Source organism: Parabacteroides sp. Marseille-P3160, from assembly GCF_900162725.1.
Taxonomy (GTDB): domain Bacteria; phylum Bacteroidota; class Bacteroidia; order Bacteroidales; family Tannerellaceae; genus Marseille-P3160.
Window position 1 is genome coordinate 1129848 of record NZ_LT799418.1, and the last position, 23977, is coordinate 1153824.

Below are 23977 nucleotides of genomic sequence, written 5' to 3' on the forward strand. Positions count from 1 at the left end.
TTTCTTTCTGGCTAAATTTACAATTGATATCACAGAATAAACAATGGCTATAAAACAATAATCGTCGATAATGAAAGCTATCAGGTTTGTCTTTTTATTCATCTTGACAGTTGTTTTTTTTCCTGTTCAGGCTCAGAATGTACAGGTGGGGGCTGAGGCTACGTCGGAATACTTTCCTTTGCTGAAGGGAAAACGTGTGGCGGTGCTCTCTAATCATACAGGAATGGTGGGGAAGGAGCATCTGGTCGATTTGTTGAAGAGGAAGAAATTTAATGTGACGGTGATCTTTTCTCCTGAACATGGTTTCCGGGGGAATGCGGACGCCGGGGAGCATGTGAAAAGCTCTGTCGATGAGAAGACCGGAATCCCGATTCGTTCCCTTTACGATGGAGACTCGCAAAAACCCGGGAAGGAGTCCCTGGACTTGTTTGACGTATTGGTCTTCGATATACAGGATGTCGGACTTCGTTTCTATACTTACTACATTACAATGGTGAGGTTGATGGATGTCTGTGCTGAAAACAACAAGGAAATGATTGTACTGGATCGCCCTAATCCTAACGGGCATTATGTGGACGGCCCCATACTCGATATGAAATATAAATCCGGAGTCGGATGGCTTCCTATTCCGGTGGTACACGGCATGACCCTCGGAGAACTGGCTTTGATGACGAATGGAGAGAAATGGTTGCCGGAAGGACACGTCTGCAATCTGACGGTGATTAAATGTAAAAACTATACACATCAGACACTTTATCAATTGCCGGTTGCTCCGTCTCCGAATTTACCTAATATGAAAGCGGTATACCTCTATCCTTCCGTTTGTTTATTCGAAGGAACTCCCGTCAGCCTGGGACGCGGAACGGAGTTCCCTTTTCAGGTATACGGACATCCGAATATGCTGGGATATACCTTTAGTTTCACTCCGCGGAGTATTCCCGGTGCAAAAAATCCTCCTTTGCTTAATAAATTGTGTTATGGCGTGGATTTGAGAAATATACCGGATGAAGAGATTTTTAAAAAAGGGTTTGACTTGAGTTATCTGATCGATGTTTATACTAATTTAAACATTGGAACGCAACTTTTTACTCCTTTCTTCGAAAAATTGGTTGGAGTGGATTACATTCGCCGGATGATAGGCGAAGGTAAATCCGCCGCCGAAATTAAAGAACGGTGGAAAGGAGATGTTGAAAAGTTTAAAGAGCAACGTCGGCCTTATCTTCTCTATCCGGAATAGAGAAAAAGATGAAATAAAATGGGGTTGATTGTTGTCATTTGAAGGAAATATATGGAAAAGGGAAAACGTTTATGGTTAGTTTTGGGAATCCTGCTTTGCCTTCCGGCTTTTTTACCGGGACAAGTGTTGCAGATCGAGGTGGACAGTACGTTATATAAACAACTTACGAATATTTACCAGCAATCGGTTTCGGACGGTAAAGTGAGGATCGATAGCTTTTTTGTCGATACAAAGAAAAAGACGGTTGATCTATACGCTGATTTAATCCTGTCATATATGCCGATGACGGAAGAGAAAGTCGGGCGGATCGAAATGTGTGTGCGTGATTATTTGCCGGAATCTTATAAGAAATATGAAATTAACGTATTTTCCGACGGACAAAATATCCGGGATTTAGTCCCTAACTTCTACCGAACAACCTATAAAATAGATAAGACAAGAATTTTTACCAATAGGGAAAAGGATCCGCCTCTTAAAAGAAATCTCTCGGCGCCGGTTGAGTCCTATGCGAGCGGGTTATCAAACCGGCATATTGCCTTGTGGCAAAGTCACGGATACTACTATGAACAGAAGTTGGCCCGGTGGGAGTGGCAGCGGGCGCGCATTTTCCAGACCGTAGAGGATTTATATACGCAGAGTTACGTGTTGCCTTATCTTGTCCCGATGCTGGAAAACGCCGGAGCGACGGTCTTGCTCCCCCGTGAAAGGGATACTCAGCAGGATGAAATTATTGTAGATAAGGAAAAAAGCAGCGGAAAGTCCGTTTATAGGGAAACCGTCGGTAAAGAGCCGTGGGCGAAAGGAGATAGCGCTGGCTTCGCTCATTGGAAAGAAGTGTATCTGGATGGAGAGAATCCTTTCCGCGCAGGTTCTTACCAACAAACAAAAACCATAAGCAAGGGTAAGGAGAGCCTTTGCGAATGGATTCCCGATATTCCGGAGAAAGGAATGTACGGAGTCTATGTTTCCTACCGGACAGAAAAAAACAGTACGGAAGATGCTCTTTATAGCGTGTATCATTCGGGAGGACGTACCGATTTCAAAATCAACCAGACAATGGGGGGCAGTACCTGGATTTATCTGGGCGAATTCATGTTCGATAAAGGGATAAATCCAAACGCGAAAGTGACCTTGTCTAACCAAAGTGAAAAAAGTGGACGCGTTATCACGGCGGATGCCGTAAAGATTGGCGGCGGCATGGGAAATATCGCCCGTTTGCCAAAAAATCCGAAGAACCTGGCCATACATTATCGCCCGGAGATCAGTGGATATCCCCGCTATACGGAGGGAGCCAGGTATTGGCTGCAATGGGCCGGAATGCCGGATAGCGTTTATAACCGCAGTAATAGTGAGAACGATTATACCGACGATTATACCAGCCGCGCCTATTGGGTTAATTATATCTCCGGAGGTTCGCCGGTTGCGCCTGAACAGGAAGGATTGCATATACCGATCGATATGGCTATGGCTTTTCATACGGATGCCGGGACCACTTATAACGATTCCACTATCGGGACGTTGGGCATCTATATGACGCACTTTAACGAGGAGAAATTTGCAAACGGCGTTTCCCGATGGGCATCGCGTGATCTGACGGATTTGATTATGACGGAGATTGTCTCCGATATCCGCAGGGAGTATGAACCTGAATGGACGCGCCGGTATTTATGGAACCGTTCGTATGCCGAAGCAAGGGTGCCCAATGTGCCGACAATGCTTCTGGAATTACTTTCCCATCAGAATTTCGCCGACATGCGCTATGGGCTGGATCCCCGTTTTCGGTTTACGGTAAGCCGTTCGATTTACAAGGGGATATTGAAATATCTTTCCAACCAGTATAAAACCGAATATGTCGTGCAGCCGCTTCCGGTACAATCCTTCAGCGCTGTTTTCTCGGGAGAGAACCAAGTGGAGCTCCGCTGGCAACCGACGATCGATGTCGCCGAGCCGTCCGCCCGGCCGAACCGGTATATCTTATACACCCGGATCGGGGAAGGCGGCTTTGACAATGGACGGATCATTGAAGGACCCGGAATAAGGATTGACATTCAGAAGGACCGGATTTACGGTTTCAAAATAACGGCCGTGAATGAAGGTGGAGAAAGCTTTCCTTCCGAAATCCTTTCCGTATGCCGGCGTTCGAATGAGAAAGGATCCGTATTGATCGTCAATGGGTTTGACCGCTTATCCGCGCCCTGCAGCTTTAGTTCGAAAGATAGCCTGGGCGGCTTTCTCGATTTTATCGACCAGGGGGTGGAATATAAAAAACAATACAATTATATCGGACGGCAAAATGAATTCCGCCGCCAGATACCCTGGATGGACGACGACGCCTCCGGCTTTGGCAATAGTTATGCCAATTATGAAACGACCGTCCTTGCTGGAAACAGTTTCGATTATCCTTTGCTACACGGACTTTCCGTTCAGAAAGCGGGCTATTCTTTTGCTTCTTCAAGTGTAAAGGCGGTATCGGAGGGACAAGTCCGTTTGGAAGAATATCCTCTGGTCGATCTGATCTTGGGAAAACAGAAGCAGACAAAAATAGGACGAGGCGTTTTTCCCGCGGAGTTTAAGACGTTTCCCAAAGAATTGCAAAACAAGCTTAGCGCCTATTGCCAACAGGGAGGGAATATTTTTGCCAGCGGCTCTTATATCGCTTCCGACCTGTGGGATACAGCGGAGGCTGACGAAGAAGACCGGCGTTTTGCGGAAGACATATTAAAATACAAATGGCGTGTGGGGAGGGCTACCCTTACCGGTTGGGTAAAAAGCGTCGCCTCGCCCTTTCCTACTCTTTCCATGGAGAGTTTTATGTTTTATCAACAGTTGAATTCACTTTCCTATGCGGTTCAGTCACCGGATGCAATCGAGCCAGCGGGGGAAGATGCCTATACGATATTCCGTTATTCGGAGAATAACCTGAGTGCAGGCGTTGTCTTCGATGGAAGTTACCGTACCTGCATACTCGGTTTTCCTTTCGAAACGATTGAAAATGATAGCCAGAGAGATTCACTGATGAAAAGAATACTTAATTTTATGTTTAACAATCAATAGAATATTCATGCAAAAAAGAATCGATTGTTTCTTACCATATCAATCGGCGGAACAAGTGGAAAATACAATTGCGTCCCTTCGTTCCTCCCGATTTATAGCTAATATCTATTTGTTAGCCGAGAGAGAATCCGGGGAAACCATAGGAGAATGTGAATTTATAGAAGTTGATTCTTTGCGGTCTACTGCAACTGTCCGGAAGATTGCGCAGAAAGCGACGAGCGATTATACATTGATCTATACGAAATCCGCTGATTTGCGGATGGGCTATCTGGCAATCGAACGGTTCCTCCGGATTGCAGAAGATACCGGAGGGGGATTAATCTATGCAGACCATTACCAGGTTATCAATGGGGAGAAGCGGAATAGTCCGGTTATTACCTATCAACGCGGGAGCCTGCGTGATGATTTCAATTTCGGCTCGGTACTTTTCTATCGTACCGGAGCACTGAGGGATGCTGTTGAACGAATGGATACGGATTATGGACAAGCCGGTTTATATGACTTGAGGCTGAAGGTTTCCCAAGTGGCTGAACTAGTACACATCAATGAATATCTCTATACGGAAGTCGAAAATGATACCCGGAAAAGCGGGGAGAGGCTTTTTGATTATGTCGATCCGAAGAACCGGGCTGTCCAATTGGAGATGGAGGCTGCCTGTACGCACCACCTTAAAGAGATAGGCGCTTATCTCTCCCCCCAATTCAAACCGATTGATTTTAACCAGGTTTCTTTTGAATATGAAGCGTCGGTCATTATCCCGGTTCGGAACCGTGTGCGTACGATAGCCGATGCGATCCGCTCGGTACTGAGCCAAAAAACATCATTTAAATTCAATCTGATTGTCATAGACAACTACTCGACCGATGGGACGACCGAGGCAATTGACCGTTTTCGTACGGATCCCCGGTTGATACATCTGATTCCCGGTAATACGGAATTGGGGATCGGAGGTTGCTGGAATGCCGGTATCCATCACTCCTCTTGTGGTAAATTTGCCGTCCAACTGGACAGTGACGACGTTTATTCCGGGGAAGATACCTTGCAGAAGATCGTGGATGCCTTTTATGCCCAGAATTGCGCCATGGTGGTCGGGACTTATATGCTCACCGACTTCGGGATGAATCAAATTCCTCCGGGGATCATCGACCATAAGGAATGGACGCCGGATAACGGGCGTAACAATGCCTTGCGTATTAACGGCTTGGGTGCTCCCCGTGCGTTCTATACACCGGTACTGAGAGAGGTTAACGTTCCGAACACCAGTTATGGCGAAGATTATGCCCTCGGATTGTATTTTTCCCGGGAATATCGAATCGGACGTATCTATGAAGTTTTGTACCTTTGTCGCCGTTGGGAGGATAACTCTGACGCTTCACTGGATATTCATAAGCAAAACGGTCATAATACATATAAAGACAGGATTCGTACCTGGGAATTGCAAGCCCGTATTGCGTATAACCGGAGAAAGAAAGAATAACGATTCAACGAAACCATATGGAAAGGAAAAAAACATCCCCATGGGCATGGGTGCCGAGCCTTTATCTGGCTGAAGGATTGCCGTATGTAGCGGTAATGACCATTTCGGTCATTATGTATAAACGCATGGGAATCTCAAACACCGATATTGCGCTTTATACCAGTTGGCTGTATTTGCCTTGGGTGATTAAACCCTTCTGGAGCCCGTTCGTCGATTTATTGAAAACCAAACGGTGGTGGATCGTCATCATGCAATTACTGATCGGCGCCGGATTTGCCGGAATCGCCTTCATGCTTCCGCTTCCGTTTTTCTTTCAAGGGACACTGGCCTTTTTCTGGCTTTTAGCTTTTAGTTCGGCGACGCATGATATTGCGGCGGACGGCTATTATATGCTGGCGCTCGATACCAATCAACAGGCCTTGTTTGTGGGGATCCGCAGCACTTTTTACCGGGTTGCCACCATCATGGGGCAGGGGGTGTTGATTATCATCGCCGGTTTTTTGGAGAGCGCTTCGGGAGTTGAACCGTTGAAACTGAAGATCGACGCTTCTCCCGAATATACTACGACATTGACTCTCCCTTCAACGGATCGTTTTGCCGCAAAAGAAGGTACGATCCATTTCATTCCGAGCCAGGAAACGCTGAAAATCGGGACGGCGCCGATTGAGAAGGAACAACTAAAAGAAATAGTGGCTACGGTTACGGCGTCTAACCTCACCAATGGCTTTATACGGCAGGAAAAGGGTGCGGAACAGGGAGGGCAATCGGAAGAAAAAGCGGATCTCTGGTCTGTTTATGTAGCCCGCCCTTTAGGGAATTGGATCCGGGAGAACTTCGGGGAAAAGAAAGCCGAAGTAATTTCCGACCGTACCGGTAATGTAGGCATTGCCGCCGTTCATCTCTCCGGGCCTCCCGAAAAAGGGAAAGAAATGATTCTCAATACAACGATGAACCGGGGTGACAAGAGCCTTTCCCTGATTCATGGAGACCGGTTGTCGTTCAACGAACACAACTGGAATAAACCGGCCTACCTCGTTTTTCAGGTAGACCCGAAACTGACGGCGCAAACTGCGGCAGAATATAAAGGGCTGTCCGGAAACATTCCTTTCGCTTGGTCCATTACTTTTTTTGTCTTGGCCGGCCTGTTCCTTCTTTTCAGTTTCTGGCATCGCATTTCACTGCCGCAACCGGATGCGGATAAGTCCCATACCCATCTGACGGCAAGTTCCATTCTAAAAGAGTTTTCTGCTACCTTTGTATCGTTTTTCAGGAAACCGCAGGCAGCGGCGGGAATTTTCTTCATGCTGACCTATCGTTTTTCGGAAGCGCAGTTGTTGAAACTCATCAACCCTTTCTTGTTGGATCCCAAAGAGATCGGAGGCTTAGGGCTGACGACCGGCGAAGTCGGCTTGGTGTATGGCACCATCGGGATTATCGGGCTTACGGCCGGAGGAATTATCGGTGGAGTCGTAGCGGCCAAAGGAGGACTGAAGAAATGGTTATGGCCGATGATGCTCAGCATGCTATTGACATGCCTGACTTTCGTTTTCCTGAGTTTTACGCAGACGGATAGCTTGATTCTTATCAATCTCTGCGTCTTTCTGGAACAATTCGGATACGGATTTGGCTTTACGGCCTATATGCTTTATCTGATTTATTATTCTGATGGAGAACAGAAAACGGCCCATTACGCGATCTGCACCGGCTTTATGGCTTTGGGGATGATGATTCCGGGGATGTTTGCCGGCTGGTTACAGGAATTGTTAGGCTATAATCATTTCTTTATCTGGGTTATGATATGCAGTATCGTTCCGATTATTTCCGCGTCATTGCTGAAAATAGATTCGGATTATGGCAAAAAAAGAGATAAAATATAAATAAGAATTAAATGAAGGCTAAGATTGGGTTACTTTTGCTTTGCTTTCTATTTGTCTTTGGAAGTAGGGCTCAAAAAATACGGATCAAGACTGGCATTGAAGTTCTGAAGGAACAGAAATTCAAACCGCTGGAAGGTAAGCGGGTGGGGCTCATTACCAATCCGACCGGGGTTGATAACGAACTCGTTTCGACGATCGACCTGCTTTATCAGGCGCCGAATGTTAATTTGGTCGCTCTTTTCGGCCCGGAGCATGGTGTGCGGGGGGATGAACATGCGGGTGACAAGGTAGAGAGTGCGGCTGATCCGGCTACCGGCCTACCTGTCTACTCCCTTTATGGGAAGACTCGCAAACCTACCCCGGAGATGCTGAAAGGCGTTGACGTCCTGGTTTATGACATTCAGGATATCGGTTGCCGTTCTTTTACTTATATCAGTACGATGGGAGTGGCGATGGAAGCGGCTGCGGAGAATCATATCGAATTCATGGTATTGGATCGCCCGAATCCCCTCGGCGGGCTGAAGATCGAAGGCGGTTTGGTGGAAGACGGTTTTATTTCTTTTGTCAGCCAGTTTAAGATCCCTTATGTCTATGGTTTGACTTGCGGGGAATTGGCGCTGTTATTAAACGGCGAAGGCATGTTGGCTAAGCCTTGCAATCTGAAGGTGATCAAGATGAAGAAATGGAAGCGGAAAATGGACTATACGCAAACAGGTTTGCAATGGATTCCCTCTTCCCCGCATATTCCCCATCCCCATACAGCCTTTTTCTATCCATTATCCGGAATTGCCGGCGAATTAGGCTATCTCTCCATCGGAGTCGGGTATACGATTCCGTTCCAGATGTTCGGTGCCGAATGGATCGAGGCCGGCAAGCTGGCGCAACGGCTGAATGCCCTCCGACTCCCCGGACTGATTTTCCGGCCGATCTATCTGAAGCCTTTTTATTCGGTCGGGCAGGGAAAGCAGTTGCAAGGCGTGCAGGTGCATATTACGGATTATGCAAAAGCGCGCTTATCCGAAGTCCAATTCTATGTGATGCAGGAAATAGCGGCATTATATCCGGACAGGGCGGTTTTCGACCATGCGGATAAGGGGCGTTTCAATATGTTTGATAAAGTTTCCGGAAGCGATGAGATACGATTAAGCTTTGCTAAGAATAACCGCTTTGCCGATATTGCCGATGCCTGGTATAAGGATGTAGAGCCGTTCAGGAAAATAGCAAAGAAATACTATTTATATAAATAAAAGGATGATGATATTGTTAGCAGATGGAGGATCTACCAAGGTAGACTGGTGTTTGCTTGATCAGGGTAAACAGGTCAAGCAATTATATACGAAAGGAGCCAATCCGTTTTTTCGTAACAGGGAGGATATTGCCGAAGAGTTATCGATTAAACTGGCGCCGGAATTGAAAGACTTGCCGATCGGCGAGATTTGGTTTTACGGAGCCGGGTGTGTCCCGGAAAAACAGGATCAGATAAGAGGTGCTATCCAGGATACCCTTTCTGGCATAAGGGTTTCACAGATTCACGTCGGCAGTGACTTGCTGGCTGCCGCCCGGGGATTGTGCAAACATCAAAAAGGCATTGCCTGCATTATCGGAACCGGATCGAACTCCTGTTACTATGACGGCGAAGAGATAAGAAAGAATATTTCCCCTCTCGGATATATTCTGGGTGATGAGGGGAGCGGTGCGGTATTGGGACGCCTCTTTTTGGGCGCTTGCCTTAAAAACCAACTGACTCCGGGATTGAAAGAACTTTTCCTCAAAGAGATGGATCTTACCCAATCGGAAATACTGGATAGGGTCTATAAGCAGCCGATGCCAAATCGTTTCCTGGCTAGCCTGTCTCCTTTCCTTTTGAGGTATATCGGGGACCAAAGCGTGTATGGCATCGTTTACAGCGCCTTCATCGATTTCTTTAAAAAGAATGTGATGCAGTACGATTATAAAAATCTGTCGGTCTCCTTTACCGGGTCGGTCGCTTTTCATTTCCAGTCTGTCCTGAAGGAGGCGGCTGCCGGTTTGAATACCCGTATAGGCGTGATCACCCAGTCTCCAATGGAAGGTCTGATTCAATATCATTCAACTTTGAAAAAACAGAAAGATGTCCTTTGAAAAAATAACCGAACAGCCTTCGTTGTACGATCATCTGGAAGAGCGATCCGTCGGAGAGTTACTGGCCGATATCAATCGAGAAGATAAAAAAGTGGCGTTGGCCGTCGAAAAAGTAATTCCCCGGATAGAGAAATTAGTGTCGCAGGTCATCCCCCGTATGCAAAAGGGGGGACGTATCTTTTACCTCGGGGCGGGAACCAGCGGACGGTTAGGCGTTTTGGATGCTTCTGAGATTCCTCCCACCTTCGGCATGCCGAACACAGTGGTCATCGGACTCATTGCCGGCGGGGAGACCGCCCTTCGGAATCCGGTCGAAAATGCGGAAGACGATACGACAGCCGGTTGGAACGATTTGCTGGCTCATCAGGTGAATGACAAGGATACGGTGATCGGCATTGCCGCTTCCGGAACGACTCCTTACGTGATCGGCGCCCTTCGTGAAGCCCGGAAGCACGGCATCCTGACGGCTTCCATCTGTAGTAATCCTAACGCTCCGCTCTCCCAGGAAGCGGACATTGCCATCGAGATGATCGTCGGGCCCGAGTTCGTGACCGGTAGTTCCCGCATGAAATCGGGAACCGGGCAAAAGATGATTTTGAATATGATTTCTACGACGACCATGATTAAATTAGGGCGGGTGAAAGGAAACCGCATGGTCAATATGCAACTAAGTAACGCCAAACTGGTCGACCGGGGTTCACGGATGGTGATGGAGGAGCTGGGACTGGGCTATGAACATGCGAAAAGGCTGCTCCTTTTCCATGGCTCCGTCAGGAAGGCTGTTGAGGCTTATCGTTCAGGAGAGCCGAAGGGGGAATAATCAAATAGGTAGTAATGTCTCTTATATAGGGTCAAAAAGTCTCTTAAAATGACTTTTTGGCCTTTTTCTATTTGCTAAAAGAATCATATTGTCACTTTTGGGGGTTGGCACACCCTTTGCAAATAGTTACATGAAAAGAGTAAAAATAATAACCATTAAAGATAGGAGATTTAGATTATGAAACCTGTAAGAAGAAATCAAAGTTGGTTGCCTGACGTTTTCAATGACATTTTTGATAACGATTGGATGTTCAGAACGAATGCAACGGCTCCTGCTATCAACGTGGTAGAAGCAAAAGATGAATACCGGGTTGAATTGGCCGCCCCCGGAATGAAGAAAGATGATTTCAATATCCGGATCGACGAAGACAATAACTTGGTCGTAAGTATGGAGAAGAAAGAAAATAAGGAAGAAAAGTCTAATGAAGATGAGAAAGAGGCTCGTTATCTGAGACGTGAATTCTCTTATAGCAAGTTTGAACAAACAATGATTCTTCCGGACAATGTGGACAAGGAAAAGATAGAAGCCAAGGTAGAAGACGGAGTTTTGAGCGTTCACCTTCCTAAACTGAAAGAGGAAGAAATCAAGAAAAACGTCAAGATGATCGAGGTTAAATAATAGGATCCCGGTTATAGAATTGAAAAGAGGTTGTCCCGCACTAACGGGACAGCCTTTTTTTGTTTTATCATTCCGCCCGTTTCCCTATTTCATAGCTTTTTGGCAATTGGTCATTTATCATTTCCTCCTCTACAATATTCTGTTTTTCATCTATATATAGCTTTTATTATCTATTTCCATTAATTTTTTTCACATTCCCATGCAACAAAATTCCAATGGGTACCTGAGAAAGTTTGAAGAATTGCCATTCGATTATATTTTTGACGCCGTTTAATTTATTTTTGACCATTGTTTAACATATTTTTGACCCGGTCAAAATATAAATGATTATCCGCATAATATCCTGGCAGAGGCATTTAAATCCCTGAAAAAAATCAGTGCACTCAATATATCCATTCAGTATACTGAATTTCAAAATCGAGTATACTCGATCTATTCACTCAGTATACTCGATTTTTCACGTAGGACGCGATGCGGATAATCATAAAAATATATTTAGGTTCATCCTGAGAAATATCAGCCAGTATCCAAAGGAGCCAGAGAATCTATCCAAATAAAAAAGTTGGTTTTTACTTACGAAACTTAGCGATAGCATTACATTCGTAATGCAATGCATAATGGAGATATAGCAATGGAGACGGAAAAACAAACAGCTTTCAGGCTAAATGCAAGCTTACTTGACTGCTGAAAGAGGAAGCAAGAAAGGCAAACAGCAGGGGCGGTCTGAAAGTCGTCCGCCGATATGATAATGTGGAAAGCAGGTGGCTTTTTCTTTTAAAATGAAAGTTAATAGCATATTTTCCTTTTGATTTCCTTGTTTGTATGATTATTTGTTATACATTTGCAGCATCAAACAGGAAATGAAGTCTTATATGATAAATAGTAACTTGCATATTATTCTCGTGGTGGTCCTTCTAGTCATTAGTCGGTAAGGAGAAAGGTATGCAGGTATTTGTATAAATAATGAAATAGAACTTGAAGCCTTTCTCCGATAAGAGAAGGGCTTTTTTATTAAATTATGAAGGCAAAATGTTGAAAGTGTTACAAAATAAAGATAGATGAAAAATTCGTTAAAAAGTTCAGACAGTACCGAAGGCCGACGAATGGCCGGGGCCCGTGCATTATGGCGGGCCAACGGCATGAAGGAAGAACAATTCGGTAAACCGATCATTGCGGTTGTCAATTCTTTTACACAATTTGTTCCGGGGCATACCCATCTGCATGAAGTGGGACAGCAGGTGAAAGCCGAGATTGAGAAATTAGGCTGTTTCGCCGCCGAATTCAATACGATAGCCATCGACGACGGGATTGCCATGGGGCATGACGGGATGCTTTATTCATTGCCTTCCCGTGATTTGATTGCCGACAGTGTGGAATATATGGTCAATGCCCATAAGGTGGACGCTATGGTTTGTATCAGTAACTGCGACAAGATTACCCCGGGGATGCTGATGGCGGCCATGCGGCTGAATATTCCTGCCGTTTTCGTATCGGGAGGGCCGATGGAGGCCGGCGTGTTGGACAATAAGCAGTATGATCTGATCGATATTATGGTACAAGCGGCGGACGACAGCGTGGACGATTCACATATACGCAGGCTGGAGCAAGCGGCTTGTCCGACTTGCGGTTCCTGTTCGGGTATGTTTACGGCCAATTCGATGAATTGCCTGAACGAGGCGATCGGATTGGCCCTGCCGGGCAACGGTACGATTGTAGCGACGCACGTCAACCGGACGAACCTGTTTAAGGAAGCTGCGCGGCAGATTGTCCGCAATGCGGAAAGATATTATAACGAGGGCGACGATTCCGTCCTGCCCCGTTCCATAGCGACAAAGGCCGCCTTCCTGAATGCCATGACGCTGGATATCGCCATGGGAGGCTCTACCAATACGGTATTGCATCTCCTGGCGATTGCGCAGGAAGCCGGTGTCGATTTCACGATGGATGATATCGACGCTTTGTCACGGCGGACGCCCTGCCTTTGCAAGGTAGCGCCGAATACGGCGAAATACCATATCCAGGATGTCAACCGCGCCGGAGGTATTTTGGGTATTCTGGGAGAGTTGAATAAAGGAGGCCTTTTGGATGCATCTGTTTGCCGGATCGACGGAATGACGCTCCGGGAAGCTATCGGAAAATATGACATTACAGGGACTTCCGTCCGGGCGGAAGCGGAAAAAATATATAAGAGCGCTCCTGCCAACCGCTTCAACCTGGTGATGGGTTCACAGGAATCTTATTATAAGGAGTTGGACACCGACCGGAAAGAAGGATGTATCCGCGACATGGAACATGCTTATACAAAAGAGGGCGGGCTGGGTGTCCTGAAAGGAAATATCGCCCTGGACGGCTGTGTGATCAAGACGGCCGGAGTAGACGAAAACATTTACCATTTTACCGGTCCGGCTAAAGTGTACGATTCACAGGAAGCGGCATGCCGCGGGATCTTGAAAGGCGAAGTGGTATCGGGCGATGTTGTCGTTATTGTTTACGAAGGCCCGAAAGGCGGGCCGGGAATGCAGGAAATGCTTTATCCTACTTCCTATATCAAAAGCCGGCATTTGGGAAAAGAGTGCGCATTGATTACCGACGGCCGTTTCAGTGGAGGGACTTCCGGCCTGTCTATTGGGCATATCTCTCCTGAAGCCGCTTCGGGAGGCGCCATCGGCTTGGTAAGGAACGGGGATCTCATCGATATCAATATACCGGAACGTAGCATCAACGTGAAATTGAGCGATGCCGAATTGGCCGGACGCCGCCGCGAGGAAGAAGCTCGGGGGAAGGAGGCTTTTACGCCTCCCTTGCGCAAGCGAGTTGTCTCCAAAGCATTGAAGGCTTACGCCCGGATGGTGTCTTCCGCCGATAAGGGAGGAGTAAGGATCATTGAATAGAATGAAATAAAAGAAGAATAAATAAAAATGGAGAAACAGAAGATAACCGGTTCGGAAGCTTTGCTGCGNCCATCTGCATGAAGTGGGACAGCAGGTGAAAGCCGAGATTGAGAAATTAGGCTGTTTCGCCGCCGAATTCAATACGATAGCCATCGACGACGGGATTGCCATGGGGCATGACGGGATGCTTTATTCATTGCCTTCCCGTGATTTGATTGCCGACAGTGTGGAATATATGGTCAATGCCCATAAGGTGGACGCTATGGTTTGTATCAGTAACTGCGACAAGATTACCCCGGGGATGCTGATGGCGGCCATGCGGCTGAATATTCCTGCCGTTTTCGTATCGGGAGGGCCGATGGAGGCCGGCGTGTTGGACAATAAGCAGTATGATCTGATCGATATTATGGTACAAGCGGCGGACGACAGCGTGGACGATTCACATATACGCAGGCTGGAGCAAGCGGCTTGTCCGACTTGCGGTTCCTGTTCGGGTATGTTTACGGCCAATTCGATGAATTGCCTGAACGAGGCGATCGGATTGGCCCTGCCGGGCAACGGTACGATTGTAGCGACGCACGTCAACCGGACGAACCTGTTTAAGGAAGCTGCGCGGCAGATTGTCCGCAATGCGGAAAGATATTATAACGAGGGCGACGATTCCGTCCTGCCCCGTTCCATAGCGACAAAGGCCGCCTTCCTGAATGCCATGACGCTGGATATCGCCATGGGAGGCTCTACCAATACGGTATTGCATCTCCTGGCGATTGCGCAGGAAGCCGGTGTCGATTTCACGATGGATGATATCGACGCTTTGTCACGGCGGACGCCCTGCCTTTGCAAGGTAGCGCCGAATACGGCGAAATACCATATCCAGGATGTCAACCGCGCCGGAGGTATTTTGGGTATTCTGGGAGAGTTGAATAAAGGAGGCCTTTTGGATGCATCTGTTTGCCGGATCGACGGAATGACGCTCCGGGAAGCTATCGGAAAATATGACATTACAGGGACTTCCGTCCGGGCGGAAGCGGAAAAAATATATAAGAGCGCTCCTGCCAACCGCTTCAACCTGGTGATGGGTTCACAGGAATCTTATTATAAGGAGTTGGACACCGACCGGAAAGAAGGATGTATCCGCGACATGGAACATGCTTATACAAAAGAGGGCGGGCTGGGTGTCCTGAAAGGAAATATCGCCCTGGACGGCTGTGTGATCAAGACGGCCGGAGTAGACGAAAACATTTACCATTTTACCGGTCCGGCTAAAGTGTACGATTCACAGGAAGCGGCATGCCGCGGGATCTTGAAAGGCGAAGTGGTATCGGGCGATGTTGTCGTTATTGTTTACGAAGGCCCGAAAGGCGGGCCGGGAATGCAGGAAATGCTTTATCCTACTTCCTATATCAAAAGCCGGCATTTGGGAAAAGAGTGCGCATTGATTACCGACGGCCGTTTCAGTGGAGGGACTTCCGGCCTGTCTATTGGGCATATCTCTCCTGAAGCCGCTTCGGGAGGCGCCATCGGCTTGGTAAGGAACGGGGATCTCATCGATATCAATATACCGGAACGTAGCATCAACGTGAAATTGAGCGATGCCGAATTGGCCGGACGCCGCCGCGAGGAAGAAGCTCGGGGGAAGGAGGCTTTTACGCCTCCCTTGCGCAAGCGAGTTGTCTCCAAAGCATTGAAGGCTTACGCCCGGATGGTGTCTTCCGCCGATAAGGGAGGAGTAAGGATCATTGAATAGAATGAAATAAAAGAAGAATAAATAAAAATGGAGAAACAGAAGATAACCGGTTCGGAAGCTTTGCTGCGAACTTTAATTGCCGAGGGAGTCGATACGATATTCGGTTATCCCGGTGGCGCGATTATGCCTGTTTATGATTGTCTGTATGATTACCGGGATCAGGTGCGGCATGTCCTTGTCCGTCATGAACAGGGGGCGACTCATGCCGCCCAGGGATACGCGAGAGTGTCCGGAAAAGTAGGAGTGGCGCTCGTTACTTCCGGCCCGGCGGCAACCAATGCCGTTACGGGGATTGCCGACGCTTTGATGGACAGTACCCCGTTGGTCGTCATCTCGGGACAGGTGGCGTCTCCCCTGTTGGGAACCGACGCCTTTCAGGAAATCGACGTGATCGGGATCACCCAGCCTATAACGAAATGGTCTTACCAGATACGACGGTCGGAGGATATCGCCTGGGCTATCTCCCGCGCTTTCTATATCGCTTCTTCGGGTCGTCCCGGGCCGGTGGTGATCGATATTGCCAAGGACGCGCAGATCGGGTTGGTAGATTATGAATATAAGCCGGTCCGGTATATTCGCAGTTACCAACCGGTTCCGGATGTTAATCCGGACGATGTGGCTGCCGCTGCCGAGTTGATCAACGGGGCGAAAAGACCGCTGGCGCTGGTAGGGCAGGGCGTTCTGCTCGGCCATGCCGAAAAGGAATTGCAAGCTTTTCTTGAAAAGGCGGATATCCCGTTTGCTTCTACTATTTTAGGACTGTCGGCTATTCCTACGGATCATCCGCTGAATAAGGGGATGCTCGGAATGCACGGGAACGTCGGGCCAAACAGGAAAACGAATGAGTGCGACCTGCTGATCGGCATCGGCATGCGATTCGACGACCGTGTGACCGGAGATCTGAAGACGTATGCAAAGCAGGCAAAGGTGATCCACTTCGACATCGATCTTTCCGAAATAAGGAAGAATGTCCTGGCGGATGTTCCTGTCCTGGGTGATGTTAAGGAGACACTGGTCGCTGTGGCGGAACGTTTGCAGCCGGCCAAACATACGGAGTGGCTCGCTTCCTTCCTTCCTGATGAAGAAGAGGAAAAGAATAAAGTCATTAAAAAGGAACTTTATCCGGTATCAGGCCCACTGAAGATGGGAGAAGTGATCCATAAGATTTCGGAAGCGACCGGCAACGATGCCGTACTGGTTACGGACGTGGGGCAGAACCAGATGATGGGAGTCCGCTACTTCAAATATAAACGTACCCGGAGTGTCGTTACTTCCGGAGGACTGGGGACAATGGGCTTCGGCTTGCCGGCCGGGATCGGCGCAAAGATCGGCGCTCCGGAACGCACGGTCTGCTGCTTCCTTGGCGATGGCGGTTTCCAGATGACGATACAGGAGTTGGGTACTATCATGCAGGAAAAGACGAATGTGAAGATCATTGTCTTGAATAACAGCTTCCTCGGAATGGTACGCCAATGGCAGGAACTGTTCTTCAAGGAAAGGTATTCGGAGACGACGATGGAAAATCCCGATTTCGTAGCAGTAGCCAAGGCGTACGGCATTGCCGGGCGGTTGGTGGAGAAACGCGAGGAACTGGATGGCGCGATCGAAGAAATGCTGAAGCATGATGGAGCCTACCTGCTGGTCACCAAGGTGGAAGCCTGCGGCATGGTTTATCCGATGATCCCTGCCGGAACAACGGTCACGAATATTATAATGGGTGATAACTAAGGAGGAACAGCATATGTCAACAAAACAATTATATACTGTAATTATCTTTTCTGAAAATACGGTAGGACTTCTAAACCAAATAACCGTTATCTTTACGCGCCGGCAGTTAAATATTGAAACCTTATCCGTTTCACCGTCCGCAATCCAAGGTATTCATAAGTTTACCATCACGACATTCTCGGACGAAGATACGATTAACAAGATCGTCAATCTGATCGACAAGCGGGTAGACATACTGAAAGCCTATTATAACACGGATGAGGATCTTGTTTATCAGGAGATCGCCTTGTACAAACTGAGTACGGAGCTGTTTATCCGGATGGGAACGGTTGAGGAATTGATCCGGCGGTATCATGCCCATATCCTCGACATGAACGAAGATTGCGTAGTATTGGAAAAGAGCGGGCATTACGAGGAAACACAGGCGCTCTTTAAGGAACTGAGCGAAACGATCGGCGTCTTGCAGTTCATCCGTTCGGGACGTGTCGCCATCACCAAAAGCAAAGTGGAACGCTTGAGTGATATGTTGGCGGAGATCGAATCGAAATTGGAAAATAAACAGTTGAAAAAATGAATAAAGTCGGGGAATATACCTATGTGACCGAAGCCTACTCACTGGATTTTAGAGGAAGGGTAATGATCCCGACCTTGGGAAATTACCTGCTGCACGCAGCAACCCGCCATGCCACCGGGCGGGGTTTCGGCTATAGCGATATGAACCAAAAACAAACGACTTGGGTGTTATCGCGGTTGGCTCTTCAGATGGAAGGCTATCCTCTCCTGGACGAACCGATCCGGATCTATACCTGGATCGATGAGGTGTCCCGCTTATTTACCGAGCGTTGCTTTGAGATTACCGCTTCGGACGGTAAAACGCTGGGATATGCCCGGTCTATCTGGGCGGCCATCGATACGGAAAGCCGGCGGGCAGCTCCTTTGGACGAAACCGCATTGAAGGAGTATCTGACGGATCGCCCTTGTCCGATCGCCCGTCCGGGTAAGATCCGCCCGGTGGAAGGAGAGACGGAGGGAGTTGTTTACCGGGTAAAGTACAGTGATTTGGATGTGAACGGACATTTGAACAGCATCAAATACATGGAGCATATCCTGGATCTCTTCGATCTGGAAACGTTCAGGACAAAGGAGATTTCCCGTTTTGAAATAGCTTACCAGGCGGAAGGGCGGTATGGCATGGATCTGTCGTTGCATTTAAAGGAATTGCAGGAGAATCAGTATGACGCAGCGATTTGCAATGAAGGGAAATCCATTTGCCGTGCATCTATTATCTGGCGTCCTTCGGTGTCTTGAACCCGGAACGGAAGGCGAATGGATTTTCATAAGATTAAAAGAACAATTATTTTTACACATTATTAATTTATAAAAAAATGGCAGTATTAAATTTTGGAGGTGTAGACGAAAATGTCGTTACCCGCGAAGAATTTCCTTTGGAAAAGGCTAGAGAAGTATTGAAAGACGAAACGATCGCAGTCATCGGCTATGGTGTACAAGGGCCGGCTCAGAGCTTGAATTTGCGTGATAATGGTTTCAATGTCATTGTCGGACAACGTAAAGGGAAGACATGGGATAAAGCGGTTGCCGACGGATGGGTGCCGGGCGAAACTTTGTTTGAGATTGAAGAAGCTTGCCAGCGGGCTACAATTATCGAGTATCTTCTTTCGGATGCCGCTCAGATTGAAGTATGGCCTCGTATTCAAGAATATCTGACTCCTGGCAAAGCGCTGTATTTTTCCCATGGTTTCGCTATTACATACAAAGAACGGACGCATATTGTCCCTCCGTCGGATATAGATGTGATCCTTGTGGCTCCGAAAGGTTCGGGTACCAGTTTGCGTAAATTATTCTTGCAAGGTCGCGGCGTAAATTCCAGCTATGCTATCTTCCAAGACGCTACCGGAAAGGCATGGGAACGCACGATTGCCTTGGGTATCGGTGTCGGTTCCGGCTATTTGTTTGAAACGACTTTCAAAAAAGAAGTTTATTCGGATTTAACCGGTGAACGCGGTACGTTGATGGGAGCTATTCAAGGCTTGCTTCTTGCGCAGTATGAGACGTTGCGTGAGAATGGACACAATCCTTCGGAAGCATTCAACGAAACGGTAGAGGAATTGACCCAATCTCTGATGCCTTTGTTCAGCGAAAGAGGGATGGACTGGATGTACGCTAACTGTTCGACTACGGCCCAACGCGGTGCATTGGACTGGATGGTACCCTTCCATGACGCGACAAAGCCTGTTTTTGAAAAACTGTATAAGGAAGTTGCATTGGGAAATGAAGCGCAACGTTCTATCGATTCCAATAGCCAACCGGATTACCGGGAAAAATTGAATGCCGAGTTGAAGGCACTCCATGACAGTGAAATGTGGCGCGCCGGAGCTGTTGTCCGTCAGTTACGTCCTGAAAATAGTTGAGAATGTTTGCGGTATAACATTCTATTAGCGAAAGCGGGCGGCCCATCCGGGCTGCCCGCTTTTATTGTTCTCTTTCGATGCTATAATAGCCCGAAGACAGATCATCCGTTATTTTGAAAAGCTGGTCGTAAGGGGATCTTTTGTTTTTAATTCTTGGATCTTTTTATCAGCCTCCTGTTGGATTTTTATTTTTTCCTTAGCTGCTTTTTCTCTGGCTTTGGCTGCTTTCTTTTCCGCTTTCTTCTGTGCTTTCTCAGCTCCTTTCTGAGCTTGCTTTTTGGCGTCTTTTTCCGCTTTTTCTTCTGCCTTTTTAGCATCTTTACTCGCGTCTTTTTGTGCCTTTTCTATTTCCTTTTCTGCTTTTTTGTCCGCATCAGCTATATCTTTGGCCACTTTTATCTGGATATTTTCAATGGCGGCAGTTGTCTGAACACTCGTTATAACACTTTGTGCATTAGTAGAAGATAACCCTATTACTGTGAATAGGAACAATACTGAAATCACTTTTTTTACATTCATTGTCTTTGTATTCTTTTTTGAGGTTTTTAATTGAACCGTTACTCTCTTGGTCTAAATAGTGTTTTCTGTTTTTCTATTATAACAATCTGTAAGTCTTTTTGTTTTTAATATTGTTGCAAATATAGCTATATGTTTTTAAAAACGGGATCAATAGCTCGTGCTTTATAATTATTTTTCGAAAATAGAGTTTTTGTTTCCTGGTTGCTGATTCTCTTTTTCTGTTATGATTTTGCTCTAACGATTGACCTTTTCTTACGTTTTGTTATTTAATGCAGATAAAAAATATTGAATTAATTTTGCAGTTTAAAAAAAGGCCGTATATTTGCACCGTTAATAATAAAAGAACTATGAAGTCATCGGCTTTACTAAACGGTATTCTTATTTCTCTATCGATTATTCTACTCTGTAAGCAGGATGGGAAGTGAGACTATTGTGCAGGTATTAAAGTACAAAAAATAAAAAGAGCCTTTCTCACTTCCTTGTGAGAAGGGCTTTTTACTTAAATAATGGAATAGAAAAAATAATATAAATAAAGAAATGTATGTCAGACAAATTATTCATTTTTGATACCACTTTGAGAGATGGGGAGCAAGTGCCCGGATGTCAATTGAATACTGTAGAGAAAATACAGGTAGCCAAAGCATTGGAGGTTTTAGGAGTAGATGTGATTGAGGCGGGCTTTCCGGTTTCCAGTCCGGGTGATTTTAAAAGTGTAGTTGAGATATCCAAAGCAGTAACCTGGCCGGTGATCTGTGCGTTGACAAGAGCAGTGGAAAAGGATATCGACGTGGCGACTGAAGCCTTGGCGTACGCGAAACGCGGACGGATCCATACGGGAATCGGGACGTCGGAGTATCATATCCGGTATAAATTCAATTCGACGCAAGACGAGATTGTGGAACGTGCCATAGCGGCGGTCAAGTATGCCAAAAAGAAGGTGGAGGACGTGGAGTTCTACTGCGAAGATGCCGGACGGACGGATAACGCCTATCTAGCGCGTGTGGTCGAGGCTGTCATCAAAGCGGGTGCTACGGTGGTGAATATCCCGGATACGACCGGCTATTGCCTTCCGGATGAATACGGAGCAAAGATACGCTATTTGTTTGAACACGTCGACGGCATCCATAACGCCATCATTTCGACACATTGCCATAATGATTTGGGCATGGCTACCGCCAATACGATCCAAGGCGTTCTGAGCGGAGCCCGGCAGGTGGAAGTGACGGTGAACGGCATCGGCGAACGCGCTGGGAATACTTCTCTGGAAGAGGTTGCCATGATTTTGCAAAGCCATAAGGAGATAGGAATCAGCACAAATATCAACAGCCGGAAGATCTACGGCATTAGCCGCATGGTTTCCAGCCTGATGAATATGCCGGTTCAGCCGAATAAGGCGATTGTCGGGCGGAATGCCTTCGCCCATTCGTCAGGAATACATCAGGACGGGGTTTTGAAGAACCGGGAAAGTTATGAAATCATTGATCCGAAGGAGGTCGGCATCGACGAGAGTGCGATCTTATTGACGGCGCGGAGCGGGCGGGCCGCCCTGAAACACAGATTGAGCGTTTTGGGGGTCGAACTGGATCAGGAGAAATTGGACAAGGTCTATGAAGAATTCTTAAAGCTGGCGGACCGGAAAAAGGATATCAATGACGATGATGTCTTGATGCTGGCCGGTAAAGACCGTACGGCGATGCACCGCATTAAGTTGAATTACCTGCAAGTTACTTCCGGTGTCGGATTACAGCCGGTAGCCAGCGTTTGCCTGGATATTGCCGGCGAAAAATTTGAGGCGGCAGCCTCCGGCAACGGCCCGGTCGATGCTGCGATCAAGGCGGTGAAGTCTATCATCCACCGGACGATGACAATCCAGGAATTCCTTATCCAAGCCATAAACAGAGGCAGCGATGACGTGGGAAAGGTGCATATGCAGGTGGAATATGACGGGAATCATTATTATGGATTTGCCGCCAATACGGATATTGTCGCAGCTTCGGTAGAAGCGTTTATCGACGCGATCAACAAATTTGTGAAATAATAAAAATGTAAACCAGTAAGAAAATGAGCCAGACATTATTTGAAAAGATATGGGAAAAGCATGTGGTCGATACGCTTCCCGACGGGACAACCCAGGTATATATCGACCGTTTATTCTGTCACGAAGTAACCAGTCCGCAAGCTTTTGCCGGTTTGAAGAAACGTGGGTTGGAGCCCTTTCGTCCTGAACGGGTGACCTGTATGCCGGATCATAACATCCCGACATTGCATCAGAACTTGCCGATTGAAGATCCGGTTTCGAAAAAACAAGTGGATACCCTTGAAGAAAATGCAAAATATTTCGGACTTACTTATTACGGCTTACTGAGTCCGAAGAACGGAATTATCCATGTCGTCGGCCCGGAGACCGGCCTGACCCAACCGGGTATGACGATTGTCTGTGGTGATTCGCATACCTCAACGCACGGAGCGATGGGAGCGATCGCTTTTGGCATCGGTACCAGTGAAGTCGAGATGACACTAGCCACGCAATGCCTGATGCAGAATAAACCGAAGACCATGCGCATCAAGGTCGACGGTAAACTTCGTCCCGGCGTGACGGCAAAAGACATCGCCCTTTATATCATCAGTAAGATGACAACAGGAGGGGCTACCGGCTATTTTGTTGAGTATGCCGGTGAAGCCATTCGCAATACGACGATGGAAGAACGATTGACAATCTGTAACTTATCGATTGAAATGGGCGCCAGGGGAGGCATGATCGCACCCGACGAAGTTACGTTCGCCTATCTGAAAGGGCGCGAATACGCTCCTAAAGGCGAAGAATGGGAGAAGGCATTGGCCTACTGGCGCACGCTGTATTCCGATCCTGACGCCGTATTTGATAAGGAAGTCGTCTTTCGTGCCGAAGATATCGAACCGATGGTAACGTACGGTACGAATCCCGGCATGGGAATGGGAATCCGTGAAAAGATCCCGGCATTGGAGACGATCGATGAGGCCGGACAGACATCCTATCGGAAATCCTTGCATTATATGGGCTTTACAGCCGGAGAATCCGTTCTGGGCAAGCCGATCGATTATGTTTTCATCGGCAGTTGTACGAACGGCCGTATCGAAGACTTTCGCGCCTTTGCTTCCCTCGTCAAGGGAAGGAAGAAATCGCCGAAGGTCATTGCCTGGCTGGTTCCGGGGAGCTGGCAGGTGGAAAAACAAATTCGTGAGGAAGGACTGGATAAGGTATTCGAAGAAGCCGGTTTCCAGCTGCGCCAACCGGGATGTTCCGCTTGCCTGGCGATGAATGACGATAAAGTTCCGGCAGGGAAATATGCCGTTTCGACTTCCAACCGTAATTTCGAAGGCCGCCAAGGGCCGGGCGCCCGGACGATCCTGGCCGGCCCGTTGGTTGCGGCGGCGGCGGCGGTGACCGGAGTGATTACCGACCCGCGCGAGTTATTATGA

Annotated in this window: 16 protein-coding genes and 1 pseudogene; 16 read left to right on the forward strand and 1 reads right to left on the reverse strand. The window is 47.5% G+C overall.

All coding sequences use genetic code 11. The features are described from left to right. Nucleotides 1–70: 70 nt before the first annotated feature. From BQ8014_RS04455 to ilvC, 14 genes and pseudogenes are all read left to right on the forward strand, one after another. Nucleotides 71–1237, forward strand: a complete 1167-nt coding sequence (locus tag BQ8014_RS04455; protein WP_080903310.1) for an exo-beta-N-acetylmuramidase NamZ family protein — start codon at nucleotides 71–73, stop codon at nucleotides 1235–1237. A gap of 51 nt (nucleotides 1238–1288) precedes the next feature. Beyond that, nucleotides 1289–4291 carry a golvesin C-terminal-like domain-containing protein gene (locus BQ8014_RS04460; protein ID WP_080903311.1) on the forward strand — a complete coding sequence of 1001 codons (3003 nt, stop codon included), beginning with the start codon at nucleotides 1289–1291 and terminating at the stop codon, nucleotides 4289–4291. Between the two features lie 7 nt (nucleotides 4292–4298). Further along, nucleotides 4299–5768 (forward strand): glycosyltransferase family 2 protein, encoded by a 1470-nt coding sequence (locus tag BQ8014_RS04465; protein WP_080903312.1) that lies wholly within the window; start codon nucleotides 4299–4301, stop codon nucleotides 5766–5768. A 17-nt stretch (nucleotides 5769–5785) separates the two neighbouring features. Next, nucleotides 5786–7645 (forward strand): MFS transporter, encoded by a 1860-nt coding sequence (locus BQ8014_RS04470; protein WP_080903313.1) that lies wholly within the window; start codon nucleotides 5786–5788, stop codon nucleotides 7643–7645. Nucleotides 7646–7656: 11 nt separating this feature from the next. Further along, entirely contained in the window at nucleotides 7657–8892 is a 1236-nt protein-coding gene (locus BQ8014_RS04475) for an exo-beta-N-acetylmuramidase NamZ family protein (protein WP_080903314.1), read from the forward strand. Nucleotides 8893–8899: 7 nt separating this feature from the next. Beyond that, the gene (locus BQ8014_RS04480; protein ID WP_080905814.1) at nucleotides 8900–9766 is read left to right on the forward strand and encodes an ATPase; all 867 of its coding nucleotides are present in this window, start codon (nucleotides 8900–8902) and stop codon (nucleotides 9764–9766) included. Next, nucleotides 9756–10586 (forward strand): N-acetylmuramic acid 6-phosphate etherase, encoded by an 831-nt coding sequence (gene murQ, locus BQ8014_RS04485; RefSeq protein ID WP_080903315.1) that lies wholly within the window; start codon nucleotides 9756–9758, stop codon nucleotides 10584–10586. The genes BQ8014_RS04480 and murQ overlap by 11 nt, the downstream gene beginning before the upstream one ends. A gap of 177 nt (nucleotides 10587–10763) precedes the next feature. Continuing rightward, nucleotides 10764–11204 (forward strand): Hsp20/alpha crystallin family protein, encoded by a 441-nt coding sequence (locus BQ8014_RS04490; RefSeq protein ID WP_080903316.1) that lies wholly within the window; start codon nucleotides 10764–10766, stop codon nucleotides 11202–11204. A 1058-nt stretch (nucleotides 11205–12262) separates the two neighbouring features. Beyond that, entirely contained in the window at nucleotides 12263–14095 is a 1833-nt protein-coding gene (gene ilvD / locus BQ8014_RS04495) for a dihydroxy-acid dehydratase (protein WP_080903317.1), read from the forward strand. Nucleotides 14096–14165: 70 nt separating this feature from the next. Then, a pseudogene (ilvD, locus tag BQ8014_RS04500) lies at nucleotides 14166–15842 on the forward strand (dihydroxy-acid dehydratase); the annotation flags it as partial. Between the two features lie 27 nt (nucleotides 15843–15869). Further along, on the forward strand, nucleotides 15870–17570 hold the full coding sequence (ilvB, locus tag BQ8014_RS04505) for a biosynthetic-type acetolactate synthase large subunit (protein ID WP_080903319.1): 1701 nt from the start codon (nucleotides 15870–15872) through the stop codon (nucleotides 17568–17570). Between the two features lie 13 nt (nucleotides 17571–17583). After that, nucleotides 17584–18144, forward strand: coding sequence for an acetolactate synthase small subunit (ilvN, locus tag BQ8014_RS04510; protein ID WP_080905815.1), 561 nt, complete (start codon nucleotides 17584–17586; stop codon nucleotides 18142–18144). Continuing rightward, nucleotides 18141–18878, forward strand: coding sequence for an acyl-[acyl-carrier-protein] thioesterase (locus BQ8014_RS04515; RefSeq protein ID WP_080903320.1), 738 nt, complete (start codon nucleotides 18141–18143; stop codon nucleotides 18876–18878). Before ilvN ends, BQ8014_RS04515 begins: the two co-directional genes overlap by 4 nt. 77 nt (nucleotides 18879–18955) lie before the next feature. Beyond that, nucleotides 18956–19999, forward strand: coding sequence for a ketol-acid reductoisomerase (gene ilvC / locus BQ8014_RS04520; RefSeq protein WP_080903321.1), 1044 nt, complete (start codon nucleotides 18956–18958; stop codon nucleotides 19997–19999). 108 nt (nucleotides 20000–20107) lie between these two features. Here ilvC and BQ8014_RS04525 read toward each other — a convergent pair whose 3' ends face one another. Continuing rightward, nucleotides 20108–20518, reverse strand: coding sequence for a hypothetical protein (locus tag BQ8014_RS04525; RefSeq protein WP_234997985.1), 411 nt, complete (start codon nucleotides 20516–20518; stop codon nucleotides 20108–20110). A 541-nt stretch (nucleotides 20519–21059) separates the two neighbouring features. Between BQ8014_RS04525 and BQ8014_RS04530 the strand changes: the two genes are divergently transcribed. Both BQ8014_RS04530 and leuC read left to right on the forward strand, forming a co-directional pair. Further along, nucleotides 21060–22556, forward strand: coding sequence for a 2-isopropylmalate synthase (locus BQ8014_RS04530; RefSeq protein WP_080903322.1), 1497 nt, complete (start codon nucleotides 21060–21062; stop codon nucleotides 22554–22556). Nucleotides 22557–22579: 23 nt separating this feature from the next. Then, nucleotides 22580–23977: a 3-isopropylmalate dehydratase large subunit gene (gene leuC, locus BQ8014_RS04535; protein ID WP_080903323.1), complete on the forward strand. Its 1398-nt coding sequence runs from the start codon at nucleotides 22580–22582 to the stop codon at nucleotides 23975–23977.

Excerpts from the sequence above, each read along its gene's own strand:
- murQ (WP_080903315.1), top strand. The coding sequence starts at position 9,756 with ATGTCCTTTGAAAAAATAACCGAACAGCCTTCGTTGTACGATCATCTG.
- BQ8014_RS04455 (WP_080903310.1), top strand. The coding sequence starts at position 71 with ATGAAAGCTATCAGGTTTGTCTTTTTATTCATCTTGACAGTTGTTTTT.
- leuC (WP_080903323.1), top strand. The coding sequence starts at position 22,580 with ATGAGCCAGACATTATTTGAAAAGATATGGGAAAAGCATGTGGTCGAT.
- BQ8014_RS04480 (WP_080905814.1), top strand. The coding sequence starts at position 8,900 with ATGATATTGTTAGCAGATGGAGGATCTACCAAGGTAGACTGGTGTTTG.
- ilvC (WP_080903321.1), top strand. The coding sequence starts at position 18,956 with ATGGCAGTATTAAATTTTGGAGGTGTAGACGAAAATGTCGTTACCCGC.
- ilvD (WP_080903317.1), top strand. The coding sequence starts at position 12,263 with ATGAAAAATTCGTTAAAAAGTTCAGACAGTACCGAAGGCCGACGAATG.
- BQ8014_RS04490 (WP_080903316.1), top strand. The coding sequence starts at position 10,764 with ATGAAACCTGTAAGAAGAAATCAAAGTTGGTTGCCTGACGTTTTCAAT.
- BQ8014_RS04465 (WP_080903312.1), top strand. The coding sequence starts at position 4,299 with ATGCAAAAAAGAATCGATTGTTTCTTACCATATCAATCGGCGGAACAA.
- ilvN (WP_080905815.1), top strand. The coding sequence starts at position 17,584 with ATGTCAACAAAACAATTATATACTGTAATTATCTTTTCTGAAAATACG.
- BQ8014_RS04470 (WP_080903313.1), top strand. The coding sequence starts at position 5,786 with ATGGAAAGGAAAAAAACATCCCCATGGGCATGGGTGCCGAGCCTTTAT.
- ilvB (WP_080903319.1), top strand. The coding sequence starts at position 15,870 with ATGGAGAAACAGAAGATAACCGGTTCGGAAGCTTTGCTGCGAACTTTA.
- BQ8014_RS04525 (WP_234997985.1), bottom strand. The coding sequence starts at position 20,518 with ATGAATGTAAAAAAAGTGATTTCAGTATTGTTCCTATTCACAGTAATA.
- BQ8014_RS04515 (WP_080903320.1), top strand. The coding sequence starts at position 18,141 with ATGAATAAAGTCGGGGAATATACCTATGTGACCGAAGCCTACTCACTG.
- BQ8014_RS04460 (WP_080903311.1), top strand. The coding sequence starts at position 1,289 with ATGGAAAAGGGAAAACGTTTATGGTTAGTTTTGGGAATCCTGCTTTGC.
- BQ8014_RS04475 (WP_080903314.1), top strand. The coding sequence starts at position 7,657 with ATGAAGGCTAAGATTGGGTTACTTTTGCTTTGCTTTCTATTTGTCTTT.
- BQ8014_RS04530 (WP_080903322.1), top strand. The coding sequence starts at position 21,060 with ATGTCAGACAAATTATTCATTTTTGATACCACTTTGAGAGATGGGGAG.